This is a genomic window from Telluribacter humicola (assembly GCF_017355935.1).
Lineage (GTDB): Bacteria > Bacteroidota > Bacteroidia > Cytophagales > Spirosomataceae > Telluribacter > Telluribacter humicola.
This window is the reverse complement of record NZ_JAFIQT010000002.1, coordinates 553019-574121: the sequence shown is the minus strand read 5'-3', so window position 1 is coordinate 574121 and position 21103 is coordinate 553019. Positions and strand designations below refer to the sequence as shown.

General features: G+C 47.7%; 19 protein-coding genes. 10 read left to right on the top strand and 9 right to left on the bottom strand.

The window, feature by feature from the left end; genetic code table 11:
• The first annotated feature begins 45 nt into the window (after positions 1–45).
• Positions 46–771: a 3-keto-disaccharide hydrolase gene (locus JUB14_RS13460; RefSeq protein ID WP_207506777.1), complete on the top strand. Its 726-nt coding sequence runs from the start codon at positions 46–48 to the stop codon at positions 769–771.
• 12 nt (positions 772–783) lie between these two features.
• Here the strand turns inward: JUB14_RS13460 and JUB14_RS13455 are convergent, their stop codons facing one another.
• On the bottom strand, positions 784–1827 hold the full coding sequence (locus JUB14_RS13455) for a dienelactone hydrolase family protein (RefSeq protein ID WP_207506776.1): 1044 nt from the start codon (positions 1825–1827) through the stop codon (positions 784–786).
• A 177-nt stretch (positions 1828–2004) separates the two neighbouring features.
• Between JUB14_RS13455 and JUB14_RS13450 the strand changes: the two genes are divergently transcribed.
• Positions 2005–4140 carry an alpha-amylase family protein gene (locus JUB14_RS13450; protein WP_229367821.1) on the top strand — a complete coding sequence of 712 codons (2136 nt, stop codon included), beginning with the start codon at positions 2005–2007 and terminating at the stop codon, positions 4138–4140.
• A gap of 5 nt (positions 4141–4145) precedes the next feature.
• On the opposite strand, the gene JUB14_RS13445 is transcribed toward JUB14_RS13450, so the two are convergent.
• Positions 4146–5261 (bottom strand): glycoside hydrolase family 43 protein, encoded by a 1116-nt coding sequence (locus JUB14_RS13445; protein ID WP_207506773.1) that lies wholly within the window; start codon positions 5259–5261, stop codon positions 4146–4148.
• Between the two features lie 278 nt (positions 5262–5539).
• On the opposite strand from JUB14_RS13445, the gene JUB14_RS13440 reads away from it, so the two are divergent.
• Both JUB14_RS13440 and JUB14_RS13435 read left to right on the top strand, forming a co-directional pair.
• Entirely contained in the window at positions 5540–6112 is a 573-nt protein-coding gene (locus JUB14_RS13440) for an SRPBCC family protein (protein ID WP_207506770.1), read from the top strand.
• A gap of 319 nt (positions 6113–6431) precedes the next feature.
• Complete coding sequence (locus JUB14_RS13435) at positions 6432–6995, top strand: matrixin family metalloprotease (RefSeq protein ID WP_207506768.1); 564 nt, start codon at positions 6432–6434, stop codon at positions 6993–6995.
• Here JUB14_RS13435 and JUB14_RS13430 read toward each other — a convergent pair.
• The 6 genes from JUB14_RS13430 to JUB14_RS13405 form a co-directional block, all read right to left on the bottom strand.
• A complete protein-coding gene (locus JUB14_RS13430) occupies positions 6992–7483 on the bottom strand; it encodes a hypothetical protein (protein ID WP_207506766.1) in 492 nt (163 codons plus the stop codon). The genes JUB14_RS13435 and JUB14_RS13430 overlap by 4 nt on opposite strands.
• A gap of 7 nt (positions 7484–7490) precedes the next feature.
• Entirely contained in the window at positions 7491–8039 is a 549-nt protein-coding gene (locus tag JUB14_RS13425) for a hypothetical protein (RefSeq protein ID WP_207506764.1), read from the bottom strand.
• A complete protein-coding gene (locus JUB14_RS13420; protein ID WP_207506761.1) occupies positions 8039–10765 on the bottom strand; it encodes a hypothetical protein in 2727 nt (908 codons plus the stop codon). The genes JUB14_RS13425 and JUB14_RS13420 overlap by 1 nt, the downstream gene beginning before the upstream one ends.
• A gap of 97 nt (positions 10766–10862) precedes the next feature.
• Positions 10863–11654, bottom strand: a complete 792-nt coding sequence (locus tag JUB14_RS13415) for a COG1470 family protein (RefSeq protein ID WP_207506759.1) — start codon at positions 11652–11654, stop codon at positions 10863–10865.
• Between the two features lie 148 nt (positions 11655–11802).
• Positions 11803–12381 carry a hypothetical protein gene (locus JUB14_RS13410; RefSeq protein ID WP_207506757.1) on the bottom strand — a complete coding sequence of 193 codons (579 nt, stop codon included), beginning with the start codon at positions 12379–12381 and terminating at the stop codon, positions 11803–11805.
• Positions 12382–12646: 265 nt separating this feature from the next.
• Entirely contained in the window at positions 12647–13222 is a 576-nt protein-coding gene (locus tag JUB14_RS13405) for a hypothetical protein (RefSeq protein ID WP_207506755.1), read from the bottom strand.
• Positions 13223–13625: 403 nt separating this feature from the next.
• Between JUB14_RS13405 and JUB14_RS13400 the strand changes: the two genes are divergently transcribed.
• The 5 genes from JUB14_RS13400 (at position 13626) to JUB14_RS13380 (ending at position 18145) form a co-directional block, all read left to right on the top strand.
• A complete protein-coding gene (locus JUB14_RS13400; protein ID WP_207506752.1) occupies positions 13626–13871 on the top strand; it encodes a hypothetical protein in 246 nt (81 codons plus the stop codon).
• 6 nt (positions 13872–13877) lie between these two features.
• Positions 13878–14363, top strand: coding sequence for a YybH family protein (locus tag JUB14_RS13395; RefSeq protein ID WP_207506750.1), 486 nt, complete (start codon positions 13878–13880; stop codon positions 14361–14363).
• A gap of 425 nt (positions 14364–14788) precedes the next feature.
• Entirely contained in the window at positions 14789–15652 is an 864-nt protein-coding gene (locus JUB14_RS13390) for an SDR family NAD(P)-dependent oxidoreductase (protein WP_207506747.1), read from the top strand.
• A 155-nt stretch (positions 15653–15807) separates the two neighbouring features.
• Positions 15808–17298, top strand: a complete 1491-nt coding sequence (locus JUB14_RS13385; protein WP_207506745.1) for a flavin-containing monooxygenase — start codon at positions 15808–15810, stop codon at positions 17296–17298.
• A 163-nt stretch (positions 17299–17461) separates the two neighbouring features.
• On the top strand, positions 17462–18145 hold the full coding sequence (locus tag JUB14_RS13380) for an MCP four helix bundle domain-containing protein (RefSeq protein ID WP_207506743.1): 684 nt from the start codon (positions 17462–17464) through the stop codon (positions 18143–18145).
• Positions 18146–18230: 85 nt separating this feature from the next.
• On the opposite strand, the gene JUB14_RS13375 is transcribed toward JUB14_RS13380, so the two are convergent.
• Entirely contained in the window at positions 18231–18785 is a 555-nt protein-coding gene (locus JUB14_RS13375; protein ID WP_229367818.1) for a hypothetical protein, read from the bottom strand.
• A gap of 228 nt (positions 18786–19013) precedes the next feature.
• Here JUB14_RS13375 and htpG point away from each other — a divergent pair, with 228 nt between their 5' ends.
• Positions 19014–20840: a molecular chaperone HtpG gene (htpG, locus tag JUB14_RS13370; RefSeq protein WP_207506742.1), complete on the top strand. Its 1827-nt coding sequence runs from the start codon at positions 19014–19016 to the stop codon at positions 20838–20840.
• Positions 20841–21103 lie beyond the last annotated feature (263 nt).

Here is a 21103-nt window from a genome sequence, read left to right as displayed (position 1 = left end):
GTAATAGAACAGCTACCAGGCCGGTAGCTGTTCTATTATACTATCATGAAAAGATACTACACCTATATCCGCAGTGGCCTTTTAGTGCTGTCACTGCTCTTTGTAAGTAGCTTGGTAAAAGCTCAGGATGAATTTAATAAACTGGCCTTTCGTCCGCTCTTTAACGGAAAGAACCTGGATGGCTGGGTGGATGTAAATACCTCTCCCGAAACCTGGAAGGTGAAGAAAGGTACCCTGATCTGCTCGGGCAAGCCCATTGGTGTTATGCGCACCGACCGGCAATACGAAAACTTCATCCTGGAGATCGAATGGAAGCACATGGAGGCCGGAGGCAACTCGGGTGTATTTGTGTGGAGCGAAGGTACTCCCTTTGGGGATGATCCGCTCACCAAGGCCATAGAGGTACAGATGCTGGAACTGGAATGGGCCACGCAGAACAACCAGACCGATGCCTATGTACACGGTGAATTATTCCCAACTATGGGGATGAAAGCCATCCCGGATAACCCCAGAGGGCCGCGTAGTAAATCGCTGGAAAAGAGGGCTCTCGGCAAAGGTCAGTGGAACAAGTACGTAGTCGTGTGCGTAGATGGTACCGTAAAACTATCTGTCAATGGTAAGTTCGTGAACGGGCTCCGGGGCTCCGAACGCAAGAAAGGCTATATCTGTCTGGAAGCAGAAGGTGCCGAAATCCATTTCCGCAATATCCGCATTCTTGAGCTTCCACCCGGAGTAACATCTCCTGAGCAAACCGCTCCCCTCGTAGACTAGGCTATAATCCGCTTACAGCCACTTCTTAAAGAAGGCCATGATATCCTGCCGCATCTCGGCATTTTCGAGGTGAGGTACGTCGTAAATGCGGAGCTGCCAGGCATCGGGAGCACCTTCTTTCCGGTATACCTCTTTTAGATTTTCGTCGATAATAGCCAGCCCTTTCAGCGGCGTAAGCGGATCCTGGCTACCGGCTACGCCCAGGTGCGGACGTGGCGCAATGAGGGCATTTATGCTTGACGTTGAGAAATGATTGAGCAGGTCGGGTACGTAGTAGTAGATCCCGTGCCGGTTGAGCCCCTTCTCCTCGATGAGGGTCTGGTAGTCGGTCAGGCAGTTCATATCCACGCATACTTTGATTCGCTCGTCCAACGCGGCCAGCCACCAGGCCATAGTACTTCCCATGGACATCCCCATAGTACCTACCCGTTTCATATCCACGTCGGAGCGGGTTTCGAGGTAGTCTAGTGCGCGCAGGTTGTCGTAGACCATCATGCCCCACATCACCTGCCCTTTCCAGAGCATCTCCTTGAATATATCCAGTTCGGAAGGTCCCTTGCGCTCACCAAAGCCCCAGCTATCCAGGCATAGCCCCGCGTAGCCCGCCCGGGCTAGCGCCAATGCATACGGTGGACTCTGCATTTCCTTGCGTCCCTTTATGAATTCATTCTTGCCTACCTCGTACTGCCCGAAGTGGGAATGGTTGAAAAGTATCACCGGTACCTTACCCGTACTATTCTTGGGTTTAGTAAAATAAGCCGGTACCTCCTGCTGTCCATTGATATCCATCAGCAGCTTTTCCACGATCATCTCATCCGTTTCTTCCCTCGACACCACCTTTACCGATATAGGCCGGTTACGATCAGGCAGTCGGCCCAGTAGCTGATACAGCTCTTTGCGTTGTTTCTTCTTATCAGCGGGCTTATCCGGATCCGGCACGGGCAGGTTCATAGAGGTTTGAAAGGAGAATGAAGTACTTGCATTTTTAGCATTAGCCAGACCGTTGGGAGCCACAACGGATACTAGCAAGCTCAGACAAAGTAGTGGGTAGTTCATAGTCTATTTAACTGATTACCTGGTCGTGCAAGTGGTTGTAAGGAGAACTTTTCAGTTAAAGATGAGGCCCCCGTCGTTTATACTGATTCCCAACACCTGCCCCACCGATCAGTAATGTAGGAGGCCCCTGTACTTTAAGTAGTATAGTCTACACTCAACACACCTCCGTTCCGGTCTATGAATCTGAAAGTTTTTTACCTGCTATATATGCTTTTAGGGGCTGTTTCGTGCCTCGCTCAATCCAAGAAAGGTGCTAACGCACCGGTGACCTGGCCGGCTGATGTACCCTGGTGGAAGGCCAACAACCTCCGCCTGATCCAGACCAACCTGCCCGCCTACGAGGCCGCTACCCTTAACCCTGACTCGCTGGTCAGGGACCTGCTCGACCACTCAGCCAATACCCTTATCATCAACGCCGGTGGTATCATGGCCTTCTACCCTACCCAACTGGACTTTCAGTATACTAATCCGTACATGAAGCCCAATATGCTGGGGGATGTAGTCCGGAAGTGTCACGAAAACGGTATCAAAGTCATTGTACGGTTTGATTTCAGCCGGGTGCATGAGAGCATCTTCAAAGCCCATCCGGACTGGTGCTACATCTCACCGAAGGGCGAGCGGATCATCAATACGGATATGTACGTAGTATCCATTAATGCTCCCTACGTACAGGATAAAGCTTTCAGGATTATTGAAGAAGTCATAGATAAGTACCCGATCGATGGTATATTCCTGAATATGCCCGGCTACCAGGTCAACAACCCCTACGAGGGTAAGTACCACGGCATCGATCAGAACCCATACGACCAAAAGGCCTTTGCGGCATACAGCCAGGGACAGAAACTACCTACCGAGGAGAACAAAGCCGATGCGACGTACCAGAAGTACCTGGCCTTTAAGAAGCATACCGTGGAGGAGTGGTCGAAGAAGCTGCACGAGCTGGTTAAGTCTAAAAACTCTCAGATTGCTATCTGTACCTACCTGGATCGCTACGTCGATATTATCCGGCACGAATCCCAGACCAACAGCCTCCCCTACTGGCCCTACATGTCGTCGGACAATGTCAGCAATGCCGTACAGTCTTTCCCTGACCATATCGTCAGCAACAGCAGCATCCAGCAGATCTCGTTTCAGTCGCGGTATAACGCCGTAGAACCCGAGGAGGTGACCATCCGGCTTTACGAGAATATAGCCAATGGTTCCGGCCTGGACATTAGCCTCATGGGTGACATGCGGGGCTACGAAGACGAGCGGAACTTTGAGGCCGTGAAGAAAGTATACGGCTTCCACAAAAAGTACGAGCCTTACTTTGGGCGCTACACGTCCGTGGCGCAGGTAGCCGTGGTAGCACCGGGTGCCTGGCCCAGCGGAGAGCCTATGCAGGAGTACCGCGGCATCCAGCTCATGCTTAAAGAAGCGCATATCCCGTACGATATCATTGAAGATGCTCAACTGGGGAATCGGGCCGAGAAACTCAAAAAGTACCGGCTCATAGTCCTGCCTGATATTACCTACCTGAGTCAGGAGTCGGTACAGGTACTGAAAGAGGCCAACCACCGGGGCACCCACCTCATCGCCACCAACCGGGCTCTGTTTGACAATCCCCAAGCGCAGCTGGACCTTTTCGGAGCTAAGATGATCCAGAAAGACAATGACGGGGCCGGTAACTACCTCAAGCCCGACGACAAGTCGGTATTCAAGCGGTTCCCCGGGCAGTCGATGCTCTTCTGGAAGTTTAACCTGGGGCAGTATGATTTTTCAGCATCCGATCAGCGTTTTCTCCCCATACTGACCAAGGGACGGCCGGGACCACCCGAGATCATTGGTGGCCACGATCCGTCCGGCTACTATGCCATGGGAGTAAAACAACACCCTGCCAGTAAGGCCGCGCTGCTACCTATTAACCTGGGGCGCCTGTACTACCTGCACGGCTACGAGCAGCACAAAAACATCCTGCTGGACGTCATTGATTATGTAGCTCCGGAAGTTACCCAACTGATTCAGACCAACGCTCCCGAACGGGTGGAAGCAGTGCTGCAACGATATGTGCGTAATACCCCCGACAACTATACAAAGAAAACGGATGACGGTATGATCCTGCACCTGGTCAACCTTACCGGATTCAGTGGAAATACCTACTTCTCCCCCCTACCGGTCCGGGATCTTACTTTCAGGGTGAAGTCTGACTTCCGGCCGACCCGCTTGTTCTCGATGGCGCAGCAAAAAGCCGTCCCTTTCAAGTGGAAGGACGGCTATCTGGACTTTCAGCTTGACCGGCTGAATGAATTTGACGGTCTGGTGATGGAGCGCTGATCCCGTTACTGCGGGGTACGGTAGGCACTTATAGTCTCTATGCTTCCGTCGGGCAGGTGCTTCAGCTCGGTCATCTTGATATTACGCAGATGGGTCTGTCCGCCGGAGAGTACGCTGTCGTGGTAAAAGAGGTACCATTTGCCCTTGAACTCAACAATGGAGTGGTGGTTGGTCCAGCCAATTACCGGATTCAGGATGACTCCCCTGTACGTAAAGGGACCATAGGGGCTGTCGCCCGTAGCATACGCTATGTAATGGGTATCACCCGTAGAGTACGAAAAATAGTACTTTCCGTTGTACTTATGTACCCAGGCTGCCTCAAAGAAGCGGCGATCGTTTTCACCCGCCAAGATGGGCATTCCGTTGCTATGCAGAAGTTGTACATCCCTGACCGGCTCGGCAAAGCTCAGCATGTCTTTATTTAATCTGGCTACCTTGGGCGTAATCGCGGGTTGGTCTTTGGGCGGAGTGGTTCGGGCTGTGTCGTAGGTATTGTCTACCCAGCGCTCCAGTTGTCCGCCCCAGATCCCTCCGAAGTACATGTAGTACGAACTGTCACTGTCTTTAAACACAGCAGGATCTATGCTGAAGCTACCTTCAATGGGCTTAGGCTGCGCTTTGAAGGGGCCCGCAGGAGAGTTGCCCGTAGCCACACCTATCCGGAACACTCCATCCTTGTCCTTTCCAGGAAAGTAGAGATAGTACTTTCCGTTAGCTTCAGCAGCATCGGGAGCCCACAGCTGTCGCTTGGCCCAGGGGACATTCTTGACATCCAGCGCTACTCCATGATCCGTCACCTTACCACCTATGCTATCCATAGAAAACACATGGTAATCTTTCATTGCGAAATGATCGCCGGCATCATTGGGCTTGACGTCCGTTTCCTCATCATGGGAAGGATAAATGTAGATTTTCCCATCAAAAACATGAGCCGATGGATCAGCCGTATACATGTCGGTAATGAGTGGCTCCGAGATAGCATTTTTACCAAGAGTATCTGCGTTTTGTTCGGTAGTCGCTTCTTCCTCACTGTCCCGCGAGCTTTCCTGACAGGAAGTAGCGAAGGCCGATGCGAGTACTATAATAAGAAGTACGTTTTTTGAATGTTTTAGTCCGGACATTGGAAAGAGAATTGTCAAATTTAGGTTGTAAGATATAAAGTATAAGTAGTTTTCGGTCCTACTCAATTTCAGTTCTACTGATTAGCTACAACTAGATTAAGCCATAATTATAAACGGGTTCAGCTCTGATTAGCGTGCCCGGACCCCTGCTTTCATTCTCTCTCCACTTCTCCCTCTCACCTGTACACATTTGCCTGAAAATGAACCTAAAGAAAACAATTAGGGGCGGATGCTTTTTTATAATATATAACAAATTAATGAAGTAACGATTTAAAGACATGATACAAGCACTCTTATTTATTGCTTTTCTTATAGCACCGACTATCGATGACTGGAATAAAAAATATACCAGAAACAACATTACCGTGTATACACGGGAGGAATCAGGCACCAAATTCGTCACCGCCAAAGCAGTAAGTACCTTCAATACTTCCCAGCAAAATCTGGAACAGCTGCTTCTGAATCCGGATGTTTATTCCTCGCTGATCAATAACTGCGAGTCATCTAAGCTGATCGAATCTACTGACCAGCAGAACTTTGTCGCCTACCTTACATTCGACTCTCCTTTCCCATTTAAGGACAGGGATGTGTACATACGCTTCAGCACCGAGAGAAGAAACGAAGACCTGATTATTAACCTGAATGATGACAAGAGCTACCCCAAAAAAGATGACTACGTCCGAATGGATCGCTTGTATGGCCAATGGGTAATAAACAACGCAGGGAGTGGTACACCCGTGGCTTTTACGTTCATGATGGATCCGGGTGGTAATGTATCGGCCTGGATGGTGAACAGAAAAGCAGATAAAGTAGTGTATAACATACTTTTGAATATACAAAACAGGCTTTAGCAGTTATTTCTACTTCTCTGGTTGAACTTTGCAAAATATCTAAAGGTTGGGTTATTGGATTTGTAACTTTCTGTACTTATTTTCGGTCAAAGAAATACACGAATAACTTAACCCTCCTGCCCAACAGGATATCCCTTAAATCAATAATACCTGAAGCTCTACTGCCGACTGGCGTTAGGTGATAGAGCTCCTTAGGACTATATAGCCGATTGTAAAGGAAGGACTGCTGAGGTAGCACTGTGACAGAGAAATGAGAAACGCCCTTTTTGTTGGATTAATAGCACTTTTAGTTTCTTTTACTGGTACACCCTACAAAAAATTGGCTTTACAGCCATTTGATGGCTTTGACAAAGCTTTACTGGATACAGTAAAGCATACCATAAGGGACGTATATGGCTATCAAGTGGTCGTCCTTGAAGAGATTGATATGCCCCAGGAGTCGTTTGTGAATATCAAGCTTCCCCGTTATCGCGCCGATTCCCTTATCCGTTTTCTCAGAGAGAAAGACTACGGCTCCATGGACTATGTGATGGGTCTTACGCCCAATGAGTTATCACATACCAAAAAGGACGCTGAAGGACAGGTCAAAAAACCGGCTTTGAAGTACATTGACTGGGGGGTACATGGGCTGGGATACTGCCCGGGCCCGACTTCGGTTGCTTCCACGGCTAAAATCGAAAGCGAGAATCACAAAGAATTTATAAGCAGGTTGAAGAAAATATGTATCCATGAGTTTGGCCATAACCTGGGCCTCCCCCACTGCCCTACCGAAAAATGCGTCATGCAGGATTCGGGAGAAAAAATGAGCACTATTGATGAAGCTGAACTGAAGCTGTGTCAAAACTGCCGGGAAAAGCTCAACTCATTCAATCTCGCCCATTAATTCAAAAAGGTGTAGGTAATGTTGGTGGTGTAAGCTTTTACGGGTATCAGCACTGTCAGCCCTGAGACCATATACTGTATAGGTATATTATTATACCCTCCTCTCCCAGAAAAAAATGCTGAAGGTGTGGCAGAAACAGTGGTATAGGTTGTCCCTCCGATAATCGAATTGTTGGAAGAATTAGGTGTACCGGTGCCGGTACGCCGGGCCGAGATAATCAAACGACCATCCCAGTCACTGTCTTCTTTGCTAATGTACACATCCCAGATGCCGTTCCTGTTCTGTCCATTGTTCGTTCCGGGCACCAGGTTCATGATTGTCTGATCCGTAGCACTGGCGATTGCCTGCGTATAGTTATTTCCGGCTTCCGTAATGGTGGAGGCCGGTACCGAAACCACCCAACTTCCCGTAGTCGAGAAGAACTGAGCTGAGGCTATATGATGGATCAACATCACCAGTATAAATATATAACGTCCCTTCGGGTTCATATCCTCTTTAATTATCAGTAAGCGTATAGGTAACCATCAACGTGGACGAAGCCTTAACCAGGCTACCATAATTGGATATACCCAATGTATAAGTCAGCTGGTGACCGTTATTGATCCCATTGCCGGTAAAGGCTCCCCCTATACCACTCAGAATAGTCTGCGCTGAACTGGTTAGTGCCAGGTTGCTAATAGATCCCCCTCTGGACCCTCCTCCTGCGCCCACGGGGCTACTTACACTTAGTAGTAATCGTACCCCCGGAGGCACCGACCCTGATGATACGTGAGCTGTGATACGGCGGGTACTTCCTCCGGCCAGTATGGCTGAGGTGTAGTTGATCCACTTTGAGCTGTTTGAGGTCATGGATAGGGACATACCGGCTTCGGTCGTAGCCGGTATGGTCAATACTACTGCATCGTTAGATGGCTCGATATCAAGCAGCGCCACCACCGGCAGGGAAATCGAAGTCGGAGCATGTGAAGTCGCTACTACAGTAGTCTGGCTGTACCCCCATATTGGTAGTAACATCACTAGTACCATCCCAATCGATAACTTCATTACTTATTCTGTATTTTAATGGTTTTGCCCCCATTCATATGAATCTTCCGTTCCTTAGGTGTCAGCATGAACTTCACCTGGGTTTCTTCGCCGGCCACAACGGTGACCTGTCGGTAGTCAGCATCAATGGTGAAGTCGTTAGACCAGGCACCTGTCTTCACTACCGAAATGGTCCAATCACCGGAGCGTACTTCACCGAAGGAGAATTTACCACTGGCGTCCGTTTCGGTATAGAAGGTATTTTCATTATTGGTTAGTTTTAAGACCACCGCCTCCCACCTCTTTTCGGATGCCTGCGAGCCTGCCTGTACCGCCACTCCTACTTCAACGATACCTCTCACCGATGCTGATTTTATGACGGGTATCTCTAAATCCGTAATTTCGTTAGCTTTCACCTTTACCTCTAAGGGCAGCGGTATGTCAGCGATCTCATCTACTTTCAGGGACGAGCGTCTGATGGTAACGTAGTAGTCGCCGGGTACCAGATCATTAAACTTAAAGCTGCCGCTTTCGTCCGTGATCGTAGTTTCCTTCCCTAGCTGCACGATTACTCCGCTTATTTTTTCGTTTGATTTTCGGCTGAGTCTACCGTAGATTCCCCCCAGACTCTTGTCTTTCTTGATGGGCGCATTAATCAGCAGAGTGTACCGGGCCGTAGCCAGCCAGCTTTTCTCAAGTCTGTTTTCGCCCGGAAAAGTGGCGTAGCTCCCCCTCAGGCTCAACTTGTGCCTGTCGTTTAGTTTCAGGATCAGCTCCGAGTTCAGGAAGTTTCGGCTTTCGGTGAGCTCGTCGAGTGCATAGTTGTTGCGGTAGTACAGGTTGAAGCTCAGGTAGTCCTTCAGGCGTATCATCGCATTGGCGCCATAAAACAGGAACTCTTCTGTCTTATTCTGGGTAGAAAACCGGTTGGTCTGCAGATACTCCAGATTACCCCCCAGAGTAAGATTTCTGAAAAAGGTGTAGTTAAGCATGAGCCGGTTCTGTAACGTTGTCCGAGGTGCGGAGTCCTCGGTTGCGATCAGGTTACGAGTCCTTCCCACTTCACCATCCAGCCACACATACACCCTCTTACCCGTGTGGAAATAGGAGTACCGGGCCGCGTTCTCTTTGTAATTGAACTGTTTCTGGAGAGCCCGGTCCTCTTTCTCGCGATAAGTATAGTTAAACCGAAGCTGATTCTGCGAATTAAACTGGTAGGACGCTTCCCCAAAGTAGTTACTGTAGTAAGGCAGCGTACTGTAAATGGTCAGGTCCAGGCTCTGATTTACCTTTGTAATGTTCTGTCCCGCCCCGATCATTATTTTACGGGTAACCTTACTGTACAGCGAGTTGCTGATGAGGGTACTGTTGGTGTAGTAGCCATAAAATTCCTTTCCGGCATAGACCAGATTACTGCTAAACCGGAACCACTTCGGCGAGTAGTACAACCTCATAAATCCCGCGACGTCTGTTTTGCCAGCGGCTGTATTGACCGCCGCTTCCGTTTCGACCCACAGGTCATTTTTCTGGTAGTTAGTACTTATACTGGCTATATCCGTCGTGACCAGCTGATCACGCAGCGCCATATTCTTTGAGACTATATTCAGATTGATATCCAGGTACTCGGTCGGACGGTACGTCAGTACGCCTCCGTAGGTACTTTTGATATCGGCAAAAAAACGGGGCTTGCTGTAGAAACCGGTAAGTTGGATATCGCCCGTATTATAACTCATCTTAAGTCCCCGGCCAAAACGGCTGAACTCCGTAAGGTTTGACACCTGAAGAGTATAGTCCAGGGCCGACACCGCAACCTGTGAATTAGTGTAAACTATAGAGTACTGGTCAAAGCTACCAAACTGGGGCAGGTTGACCTGGTTGGGGCCGTGCAGAACAAAGTCCAGATAGTGTTGCTTTGCAAAGTCGAGGTAGCCCTGCCCCCGGATATCAAACTGGCCACCTGTGTACTGCTGCCCATTGTTTGAAACGGCATTATAGATACCACTTACTTCAATGGGAAAACGCAGGTAGGGGTCACTTTTTTTGGTACTATTCGGATAAGCTTCCACCAGCTGGCTTTTCTGGACCCTCTGCTCTGCCCCGACCAGGAGGGCGTTCAGGTCCACTACCAGGTATGTCTTCTGGGACAGGTTGGGCGGAATAGCATACTGTACTTTTACCGTGTGGGATGTATAAGGTTCAAGGGTAATCCGCTGACTCCCGCTAATCAATCCCTGAGTGGATGAAAGCTGGATCTCTTCCACGGTATTACCCAAATTCTGCACCAGATATACACAGGTAAAGCTGGTACCCTCCCGCAGGAAATCCGGCACTACCACCGGGGTGATCTCTACCTTATGTACCTGATCGATTTCCAGCCACACTTTTTCTTCCATCACCACCCGCTGATCAACCAGTATCTGGAGCGTGATATTACCGGTACCTACCCTGGCGTTCCTGGAGGGCCTTAGTGTGAAGAAAATCTTTTTGGTTTCGCCGGGGCTTACTTCCGAAAGTTCTTTTCGGGTAACTACAATCCAGCCTTCGGGCAGTACCAGATTGGCTCTGGGGTTAATACTGAAGTTATCGTTGTTGGTGACGTCAAAGAAAAGGGTAAAGTACTCATCAGGGGCTACCTTTCTGGGCGCATTGACCAGTTTTATTTCAAAGGGCGCTGCTGCCACGGCCCCAAAACAGAGCAGCAACAGTACTACCAGGAGAACTGTGTTACAAAGTCGAAACCGTTTCATCAATTTGAACCTGTAAAGTTCTGATAAGTAAAATTGATTTGGTGAAGGAAATTCTGAGCTGGCAGGCTGGGTATCAGATTAGTAGTACGTGCCAGCCTTATTCTATATCCAGACTGGCGTTCATCCCAAACAAGTCTTGACCGTAGTCGGCTACCAGTACGCAGTCATACGATCCTTTGGGTATACCCGTAATATCTACTTCATACAGCTTGCAGCTACCCGGATAGATTTTTCGGAAGGGCACTTCGATCTTCTTTACCTTGTCGCCGTTCTTATTGAATAGCTCAAACACCAGCACAGGGTTAACCACGAAGAGCCCGTTGTTTTTTAGCACTACCTGTACCGTTTTACTTTTACCTTCCTGTTTTTCCAGTTTAACATCCTCGTAGCTAAGGGGAGATATCTTGTAGGGACCTACATCCGTAATGACCTGAATGGCGTAGCGGATCTTGGAACCTATTGTAACGCCGGAGCTTGTTTTCTCTTCCTTGATCGGGTCTACTACCTCTACCATTATCAATGACCAGAAGGAGCCATTGAAGGTAGTGTCCTTGGGAATAGCGATACTATATACTATTTCGTAGCTTTCTCCGGCGGCTAAGGTTCGCTCGTTCAGGTTCAGCTTTATCCATTCAGCCGAAGAGTTAGGCTGGCTGTTTGGCTCTGCAAACATGTTGGAATTGGCACAGCCCTGCACGAGGTCATTCTTAAATATCAGTATACGTTCTGCTTTTTTACCGGAATTAGTAAGCTTTATGGTACCGGTCAGTTCATCTCCCCAATTCCCTCTGAAAATATGGGTAAGTCCGTTTTCAACGGTTACACTGGCAAAGGCCTCTGAACCAATAATAATAAGAAAGAAAAGCGTAAATAGTATAGAGGGTTTCATAGGATAACGCCTGTTAAATTCATGAAGGAAAATAAAAAGCAGCCCATATCAGATTTACTTTTTATTATTTCCTCCAAAAAGAAAAGGCCTACAATAATTAGGCCTTTTTTTACTCTTTTCGAAAATATATTTCTTCTAACAGAAGCTCTTATTGATTGATGATGGTATAAGTAACCTGTACTGTATTAGTCTGATCAAAACGAAGGTTTGCGTAATTTGCATCATCTACAAGTGACAGAGAGTACGTTAGCTGATGGCCTTTATTAGCTCCGTTGTCCGTGTAAGAACTACCGATTCCATTGATCAGGTCCTGGGGAGTAGCTGACAGAACAACACCGCTGGCTGCGGCTGTACCACGAGTACCTCCACCAGTTGTAGAGCTTCCAGCCACTACTTTTAGTTGTACACCTGCGGGTACTGCACCAGTTAGTTGTGCGGTGATTTTACGTGCAGTATTGGTTGTACTTACGATAGATGAATAATTCAGCCAGAGGTCCGAATTGCTTACACCAGTAAAACTGATAGGATCCCCCGCTTCGCCTGAGTGCTTAGCCGCCAGCGTAACAGCACTCGTAGAAGTACTGGACTCAATATCAAGAAGGGCTACTTCGGGAATGGTGATAGCTACATTGTGATTAGCTGAATTATTATCACTCTGAGCGTTTGCAGTAAATGCAAAAAATGAAACTGATAGTAAAGAAACTAGTGTGTAAGAAAACTTTTTCATGATTAGTCGCGAGTTTATTGATCTGGTATATCTTTTCTGAACTTTGATGAAACAAAGCTACATCAGGTTCACTCGCGCTTTTGGGTTATTTCGATGTATTGAATCTTTAGAGAGTTTTTTGGCAAAAAAAAGCCGATAAATAATTTGTAACTAAATTTAAATTAAGATCTTCAACAGACCCGCTATAACTAATTAAGACCTAAAAGCTTACCTTTAGGTCTTAACAGATGTAGTTACTTCGGATGGGATACTCTTTAACATTCCATTAATAATCAGTAATCGTATACAGAATACCTAAGGTAGTACTTTGGTCAAATCTAAGCTTCTGGTAGGCTTCCGCTCCATTAGATTGAATGGTATAAATAAGCTGGTGTCCATTAGCCGGGCCATTCCCTGTATAGGAGCTACCAATACCTACAATCAGATCCTGGGCTGAGGCATTAAGCATGATCCCTCCCGTAACGGGTTGACCTAGTTTTCCGCCCCCCGATCCGGTGGCCGTAGTAGCTGCCAGATTAATCGTAATACCATCAGGTACTGTACCGGAAGCAATCTGAGCCGTAACCTTTCTGGATGTCCTTGTCGCCGCTCCCACAATGGACGAATAGTTGAGCCACAGGTTCCTGTTGGTTTGCCCGAAGGTCAAGGCATCACCGGCTTCGGTAGGCGCTGCTACCTGCAACATGATGGCCTGGGGGCTGGATGATTCAATATCGAGTATTGCTACTTCGGGAATCACAATAGCAAATGTGTGACTACTTGAGTTACGGTCCTGAGCCTGGGCCCGGCATCCTACTAGTAACACTAAGAATAGCAGCGTTATGTGGGGGTATCTTCTCATACTATTTACACAGCATGTATTTATTTACTTTTCCCAAATATGCTTTTTTTCAAACTCTTTTCATATAGTCAAAATCACCTTTTTTCCTGTAAAAAATCAGTTTTTTAACTTAATTATCACATTTCAAAAAGGTTATGCCAGATGGTTCCAGGCAATGCTATGAAAAATATTTTAGGAGCAGTTGTAACCGCTCAAACGGTTGATTTTACATCAATTTGTATATCTGACACTTACAAGAAAATAAATAGAGGGCGTATTCACAAAAAAATATAAACAAAAAAGATGGTTTTCTGCCCGGGATCGACCACCAACGGCTCCAATAGCAATATCCTGATCGAGAACAAGGCATAGTTTTTTATCGTAAACGGTAATGAATATACTATCATCTTAAATGCCAATCCCTATGGACAAGCCAAACTATAAAGATATATCGGCTCAGACTCCGGCCCGCCCGGAGGAAAATCCGGCTCGCCCTACCGATCCGGGCGCTCCGGCCCCCGTTACCCCCGGGAAGCAACCCGAGGTGGAGCCCCAAAAGGACGAACCGGAAACAAGGCCCTCATCTCCCGACCCGGAAATACCGGAACTGAATCCTGACCCCATGCCAGAGCAGGACCCCGTCCGGCCACTGATGCAAAACCTGTGTTAGTACCCAATGGATTATAGTCCGCTTGACCGCCCGGAAAGCATTCCGAAGGTATTTATGGAGGCATGGAACCATCGGGATGCTGCCAAACTAGCTTCTCTGTTTGATCCGGATGCTGAATTCGTTAATGTAACGGGGCTTTGGTGGCACACCAGGGAGGATATTGAAAAAGCTCATGCTTATGGACTCGGTACTATATTTAATAAGTCCAAACTCAGGCTGCTGTTCACGAGAGTAAAGTACCTTTCGGAGCATATTGCGGTGGTACAGGCAAAGATGCAACTTACGGGACAGACGCCCATAGAAGGTGTTTCAAACCCGGGTATCAGGAAGAATATATTCACCTTTGTAGTACATCATCAGGGCGGTAGCTGGAGCTGTGCATCGGCTCAAAATACAGACATCATCCCCAATATGGAAACGCATGTACGGGATGAGAAAGGAAATCTGAAACCAGTTGATTACCGGCAAAATGATAACGATTTTCAACTATAACAACTGCACCAGTTGATGTACAAATATAGATTGATACAGTGCTGATAATAAATAGGTTGTCGTCACCAACAAAAACAAACGTATAGTACTTAGGGTAAACAAATTTAATGGATTTGATAGTAGTTTTGGGAATGAGGAGGTCGATATGAACTGAAGGATGAAAAAGGCTCTGGAAGAATATAAGACTGTTATTGCAGTACCTGGAGAGCGCCCCTACAAACCCTAATGGTACCCGACTATACTATCGTCAACCAGCCACCAGCCATCTATACTATCGGAATTATAGCCTAATTATCGATTTAATTCCATCCACAGACAGTGAACCAGGTCTTTGCTTGTTAAGTCAGGTGAGGACCTGGTTTTGTATATAAACTAGTACTCCACTGAATAATTTAGTATCTTCCTTTACTATCAATCCATTAACTATGTCATCCAGCACTTTTCAGGATTCGGTTATACTTATTACAGGGGCCGCCTCGGGAATAGGCAGGCAACTTGCTATTCAGGGAGCGGCCAGGGGGGCTTCTATACTTGCCACGGATATAGATACTACCGGCTTGCGAGAAACGAAAACCTTAGCATCCCAACAGGGACAGGTGATAGAGATTCAGGAGTTGGATGTAGCCGATCCGGAAGCTATTCAATCTTTTGCGGCGCAGGTTATTCTCGGATTGAGCGGCCGAAAGCTAATACTGATCAATAATGCCGGGGTTGGCCTGTTTACGGGCAGCTTTGAACACACCAGTCTGGAGCAATTTGAGTGGCTCCTGTCCATCAATCTCTGGGGGCCTATCCGGATGACTAAGGCTTTTTACCCTTACCTGCTGCAACAAAACCGGGGACATATCGTCAATATATCGAGTGTGTTCGGGCTGGCGGGGGTGGCTAACCAGAGCGCCTACTGTACTTCCAAATTCGGCATTCGGGGCTTTACCGAATCCCTCCGTATGGAGCTGGCTGGCACGGGTATCCACACGACAACGGTACATCCCGGTGGCATCAGGACCAACATAGTTCGAAACGCTACGCCTCGCGGGCCGGTAGCTACCGCGGCTATGCATCAGCAATCGATCAGTAACTTTGAGCAGGCGGCTCAAACTACTCCCGAAAAAGCGGCCCGCCTGATACTGGATGCCATTGCCAATAAAAAGGAGCGACTCGTTATAGGCCCCGATGGCCGGGCGCTGGATCTGGTAACCCGGTTATTTCCGGTCAGGTATTCACGTATAGTAATGAAGCAGATAGAAAAAACGTTTACAAATCCCTATAAGGACCAAAGCAGCCAGTAGCAGTAGTTTTATTTAACCACTTTTGCTGTTTTATTCGTTATTAGTAAACACAAACTTGTTTGCATTAGATGGTGGAAGGAGGTACCAATTGATTGTATTAGGTAGTACAATGATTGGCTACCACGGGTATCACCATTCATTCACTCACTATAATTATGAAGCCAGCGTATCAGGTAGGAATTGTTGGTGCTGGATTTGCCGGACTGGTAGCTGCCCTCCGGCTCCAGAAAGCGGGCAGGGATTCATTTATTATCTTCGAGCGGGCCTCCGAAGTGGGAGGTACCTGGCGTGACAATGTCTACCCCGGCTGCGCCTGCGACATCCCCTCCCCTCTTTATTCTTTTTCTTCCGAACCCAATCCTGACTGGAGCCGCCTGTTTTCAGGTCAGCCCGAGATATTTAACTACCTCAAAGGAGTAGTAACCAAAAATAGTCTGCAAAAGCACATCCGGTACAATGCCGAAATAGTAGAAGCCTGCTTTGATAAAGAGGAGGGCTACTGGGCGGTCAAAACCCGAAATGGGCTAGCTACTACCGTGAAGGTACTGCTACTGGCCGTAGGACCTCTCAACCGCCCCCACATCCCTGATATAGCCGGCCTGACTGACTATACAGGTACCTGGTTTCATTCCTCCAACTGGAGTACCCACTACAACCTCGCCGGAAAGCGCGTGGCTGTAATAGGTACCGGAGCCAGCGCCATTCAGATCGTACCTGCCATCGCGCCGAGTGTGGCCCAGCTTACGGTCTTCCAGCGTACGCCCGCCTGGATCACTTCCCGGTTCGATAAGCCTATGAGGTCTTCAAGTAAAGCAGCCTTCCGTAAGTACCCTCTGATCCAGCGGATGCAGCGCGAATTTTTCTACTGGCTCAATGAGTTTTTCGGCCTGGGATTCGTGGGCAACAAGACCATCAACCGGCTTATGACGTGGGCTGCTCTGCGCAAACTCAAAAAAGAAGTGAAGGACCCGGAAACTCGCCGCAGGCTAACGCCCAACTACACTATTGGATGCAAGCGCATACTTAAATCCGATGACTTTTATCCTACATTCAACCTTTCGCACGTTAATCTTGTAACGGAGAGAATCGAACGCTTTACTGCTAAAGGAATACTAACTCAGGACGGACGGGAACATATACTGGATGCGGTTATTTTCGGAACCGGGTTCGTAGCGGCGGATATAGAAATGGACACGAAGATTATCGGCCTCACGGATCAAAACCTTATCAATCACTGGCGGGAAAGCGGTGCCGAAGCCTACCTGGGTACTACCGTAGCGGGCTATCCCAACCTGGCGTTTGTACTTGGACCCAATACCGGCCTCGGACACAACTCAGTAGTACATATGATGGAATCACAAATGAACTACATCATGCAGTACATCGACTACCTGGAGACCAGCGGGCCGGGCAGCTATCTGGATATCAAGCCGCAGGCTCAGCAGGATTATAATCAGGAGATACAACAAAGGCTCAAAGATACCGTGTGGGCTTCGGGCTGTAAAAGCTGGTACCTCAACGCGAAAGGAAAGAATACTACCCTGTACCCGGGGCTGACGGTCCGGTTCAGAAAAGAAACCAAACAGTTTAACCAGGAGGTATATGAGCTGGTTAAACAGGAGGAGATAGCCGAAAATGCAAAATAATTGCGGACTTATTCGTTAGCATCTTTACATATAGCTTTTCCTGTTACTGATCCATTACACTTTTAGTATATTTAGTGTTTATTACTATAAAATACCTGAAAATGGCCGACAAGCTTATTTTTCAAATCTACTGATTTTCTAAAACGAGCATACCTGTAGTATTATGAAATGGACATTTGTAATTCAGCAAAAACTCAAAGCAGCTTTGCTTCTGGGGGGGATTATGCTCGTGGTAGTGGTCAGTACCATTCTTACCCGTAATAACATAGAGGGTATAGATAAGTCCTTTTCCTCGATCTATCAGGACCGCCTCATGCCGGCAATAGATATCGTATATCTGTCGGAGAACCTGTACAACAAACGGCTCCTGGTCGAGAAGCACCTGTTATCAGACGAAGGACTTAGCCCGGCACAACTTGAGGTACAGCTTCAAAAACATAATTATAAAATAGACTCCCTTATCAGTGTCTTTAGCCAGACGCACATGGTAGACGAAGAGTCCAAAAGTCTGATTGCCTTTCGGCAACGGGTACATGAGTATTCCGATATCGAGCAGGAAGTACTTCGCTTCAGCGAGTCAGGTAATAAGAAAGCCGGACAGCAACTCTTTGAGGAGAAAGGCGGTGCCACCTTCCAGCGTACCATCGTTCGTCTCAACGAGCTCACGCAGATCCAGTCTGTCATTGGACAGGAACTCGTCAAAGAGTCGCATACCTGCGTAGCCCGATCCAATAATATATCTACCCTGCAGATATCGCTGGCCGTAGTAATAGGACTCATGGTACTGGGCCTCATCCAGAGTGCCAAGATCATCAAGCCTGATCGGCAGCCTTTCAATCTCAACTGACCGAGCAGCATTAGGCCTTAAACATCAAGAAGCCCCGTTCCGGATGGAACGGGGCTTCTTGATGTTATCTGGTAGCAGCAACTCATTACTGTCCACCCACACGGCGCCCCTTCTGGGTTTCGCGCTGTACGTTTACCTGCTTTAATAGGTCTTTATTAACAAATAGCCGGGTACCAATGCCGCTCTGAATATCAAAGTGGCTTCCTTTGTAATCCAGTTTAGAGTCTTCGGTAGTAGCCAGGTAGTACTGGTTTCCATTCAGGTTAAAGCGCATTCCTTTGGTATCCTGCTGCGTATCATCCCAGGATACGTTCAAAGAGCCGTTTCCGGTACCTAGTACTACACCCGGTGTAAACGGTCGTACATTAATGGTCTGAATAGTCTTACCATTCTGGATGCTGATACTCCCCTCCGAATTGACGTTGATGTCGTTCGGGTTGATACCCTCCCGCTTTACCGTTATAGGCTTATCGTTATAAAACTGCACCTTTTCCAGCGAGATCCCAGCATTTTCAAGATCACGGCGCAGCTCTTCGGTAAAAGCGGTAAAATTAGTGAAGGGTACCTGACTAGGAGCACAGGCTGTCACGCCGGACATGAGTACTACACCTAAAAATAAGTTCTTAAAGTTCATTTTCATGACAAAGGGGTTCCGGATTGATTCGATTTTAAAAGTTCAATGGATGTACCTCTATGCGCAATATTAGTAAAAAACCTGAGCAGATACCAGTATTCCTTGATCGTATTAGCTGCGGCTGTCAAACTGTCAGCGAGGATGAGGCAAATCGCTAATGGAACGCAATTTTTCGGGCTGTATTGCAAAGACGAAATTTTTCTAATTAAAATATAATCCTAAAACGACACTATTATGGAATCAGTGGTACAAGAGAAAGGTAATCTCAGCATCCACACGGAGAACATCTTCCCTATTATCAAGAAATTCCTCTATTCTGATCACGAAATCTTCCTGCGGGAGCTGGTGTCTAACGCCGTGGACGCTTCACAGAAGCTGAAACAACTGGCTTCTTACGGAGAATTCAACGGTGAGCTGGGCGAGCTGAAGGTAACGGTAAAGGTAGACGAAGAAGCCAAAACGATCACGGTAAGCGACCGCGGTATCGGTATGACGGCTGATGAGATCAAGAAGTACATCAACCAGATTGCCTTCTCGGGAGCGGCCGAATTTGTTGAGAAATACAAGGACAAAGGCAACGACAAGGGCATCATCGGACACTTTGGCCTGGGCTTCTACTCGGCCTTTATGGTAGCCCGTCAGGTAGAAATCATTACGAAATCCTACAAAGAAGATTCAGAGCCTGCTCGTTGGGTCTGCGACGGATCTACTGAATTTGAACTAACTACAGCCGAAAAAACGGACCGTGGTACTGACATTATCCTGCACATAGCGGAAGATTCAGCCGAATTCCTGAGCCCTCATCGCCTGCGTGGTATCCTGGAGAAGTACGGTAAATTCCTGCCCATTGAAATTGAGTTTGAGGAGAAGGTTATCAATAACCCTACTCCGATCTGGACCAAAAATCCGGCTGACCTGAAAGACGAGGACTACCTCAACTTCTACCGTGAGTTGTACCCCTTCTCTGAGGAGCCCCTCTTCTGGATTCACCTCAACGTGGATTACCCATTCAACCTGACGGGGGTACTCTACTTCCCTAAGCTCAAGAACGACTTCCAGGTACAGCGTGAGAAGATCCAGCTGTACAGCCGCCAGGTTTTCATTACCGACGAGGTAAAGGATATCGTACCCGACTTCCTGCAACTGCTCCACGGAGTCATTGATTCACCGGACATTCCGCTGAACGTGTCACGTAGCTACCTGCAGTCTGACAGCAATGTGAAGAAGATCAACGGGTACATCACCCGTAAGGTAGCTGACAAACTGTCGGAGCTTTTCAAAAATGACCGAGAAGGATTCGAGAAGAAATTTGATGATATCGACCTGTTTGTAAAATACGGTATCATCAGTGACGAGAAGTTCTCCGAAAAAGCAAAGGATTTCTGCCTCGTGAAGAACACTGAAGGGAAGTTCTTCACTTTTGAAGAGTACCGCGAAGCCATTAAGGAAAACCAGACTGACAAGAATGATAACCTGGTGTGGCTGTATACCTCCGATCCGAAGAAGCAGGATGCTTTTATTGAGTCGGCAAAAAAGCGCAGCTACGATGTACTGGTATTGGATACCGTAATTGACTCGCACTTCATCAACGCCTTGGAAAGCAAGCTGGAGAAGGTAACCGTCAAACGCGTAGACGCCGATACGGTAGACAAGCTGATCGAGAAGGACGTCAAGCTGGAAAGCGTACTCTCTACCAATGACGAGGAGAAAGCTAAGAAGCTATTCGAAGAACTATTGACCGGCAAGGGCAGCACGGTAGTAGTCGAAGCGATGCCTACTGACGAACTGCCGGTAGTCATTACATTCCCTGAATTCATGCGCCGTATGACCGACATGCAGGCTTCATCCGGACAGCGCTCTATGTTTGGCGATATGCCGCTGATGTACACCGTATCAGTAAACGCCAACCACCCGCTGACTTCCCGCATCCTCAATACTGAAGATGCCGAACAGCAGAAGGCCCTGGCCAAGCAAGCCTACGACCTGGCGTTACTCTCGCAGGGGATGCTATCCGGTACCGAACTGACCCAATTCATCAAACGCTCGGTAGAGGTACTTTAAAATTTTTATATTGGTCTATAAAAAGGGAAGCCCCGGCACTGGCCGGGGCTTCCCTTTTGCTTTCCTGCTTCATAATAAACTTATTACAGTGTCGGGATAGTGTAGCTTTCCACCCCGGAAGTGCCCATTTTAAAAAATATAGCTTCCCTCAAAAAGTGACGCTTCTACAGGCTGTTACGGCATTAGAGAAGGCCCGGCGAAGACAGCCTCTCCTACTTTCGACAGCAGCAGCCGGTAAACAATCGTCAGGCAGAGGTGTTACA

What these genes read in the sequence shown, in the direction of transcription:
- JUB14_RS13405 (WP_207506755.1), bottom strand. Translation starts at nt 13,222, where the DNA reads ATGAGAAGATACCCCCACATAACGCTGCTATTCTTAGTGTTACTAGTA.
- JUB14_RS13390 (WP_207506747.1), top strand. Translation starts at nt 14,789, where the DNA reads ATGTCATCCAGCACTTTTCAGGATTCGGTTATACTTATTACAGGGGCC.
- JUB14_RS13455 (WP_207506776.1), bottom strand. Translation starts at nt 1,827, where the DNA reads ATGAACTACCCACTACTTTGTCTGAGCTTGCTAGTATCCGTTGTGGCT.
- JUB14_RS13380 (WP_207506743.1), top strand. Translation starts at nt 17,462, where the DNA reads ATGAAATGGACATTTGTAATTCAGCAAAAACTCAAAGCAGCTTTGCTT.
- JUB14_RS13460 (WP_207506777.1), top strand. Translation starts at nt 46, where the DNA reads ATGAAAAGATACTACACCTATATCCGCAGTGGCCTTTTAGTGCTGTCA.
- JUB14_RS13410 (WP_207506757.1), bottom strand. Translation starts at nt 12,381, where the DNA reads ATGAAAAAGTTTTCTTACACACTAGTTTCTTTACTATCAGTTTCATTT.
- JUB14_RS13395 (WP_207506750.1), top strand. Translation starts at nt 13,878, where the DNA reads ATGGATTATAGTCCGCTTGACCGCCCGGAAAGCATTCCGAAGGTATTT.
- JUB14_RS13420 (WP_207506761.1), bottom strand. Translation starts at nt 10,765, where the DNA reads ATGAAACGGTTTCGACTTTGTAACACAGTTCTCCTGGTAGTACTGTTG.
- JUB14_RS13375 (WP_229367818.1), bottom strand. Translation starts at nt 18,785, where the DNA reads ATGAAAATGAACTTTAAGAACTTATTTTTAGGTGTAGTACTCATGTCC.
- JUB14_RS13430 (WP_207506766.1), bottom strand. Translation starts at nt 7,483, where the DNA reads ATGAACCCGAAGGGACGTTATATATTTATACTGGTGATGTTGATCCAT.
- JUB14_RS13440 (WP_207506770.1), top strand. Translation starts at nt 5,540, where the DNA reads ATGATACAAGCACTCTTATTTATTGCTTTTCTTATAGCACCGACTATC.
- JUB14_RS13445 (WP_207506773.1), bottom strand. Translation starts at nt 5,261, where the DNA reads ATGTCCGGACTAAAACATTCAAAAAACGTACTTCTTATTATAGTACTC.
- JUB14_RS13425 (WP_207506764.1), bottom strand. Translation starts at nt 8,039, where the DNA reads ATGAAGTTATCGATTGGGATGGTACTAGTGATGTTACTACCAATATGG.
- JUB14_RS13400 (WP_207506752.1), top strand. Translation starts at nt 13,626, where the DNA reads ATGGACAAGCCAAACTATAAAGATATATCGGCTCAGACTCCGGCCCGC.
- JUB14_RS13415 (WP_207506759.1), bottom strand. Translation starts at nt 11,654, where the DNA reads ATGAAACCCTCTATACTATTTACGCTTTTCTTTCTTATTATTATTGGT.
- JUB14_RS13385 (WP_207506745.1), top strand. Translation starts at nt 15,808, where the DNA reads ATGAAGCCAGCGTATCAGGTAGGAATTGTTGGTGCTGGATTTGCCGGA.
- htpG (WP_207506742.1), top strand. Translation starts at nt 19,014, where the DNA reads ATGGAATCAGTGGTACAAGAGAAAGGTAATCTCAGCATCCACACGGAG.
- JUB14_RS13450 (WP_229367821.1), top strand. Translation starts at nt 2,005, where the DNA reads ATGAATCTGAAAGTTTTTTACCTGCTATATATGCTTTTAGGGGCTGTT.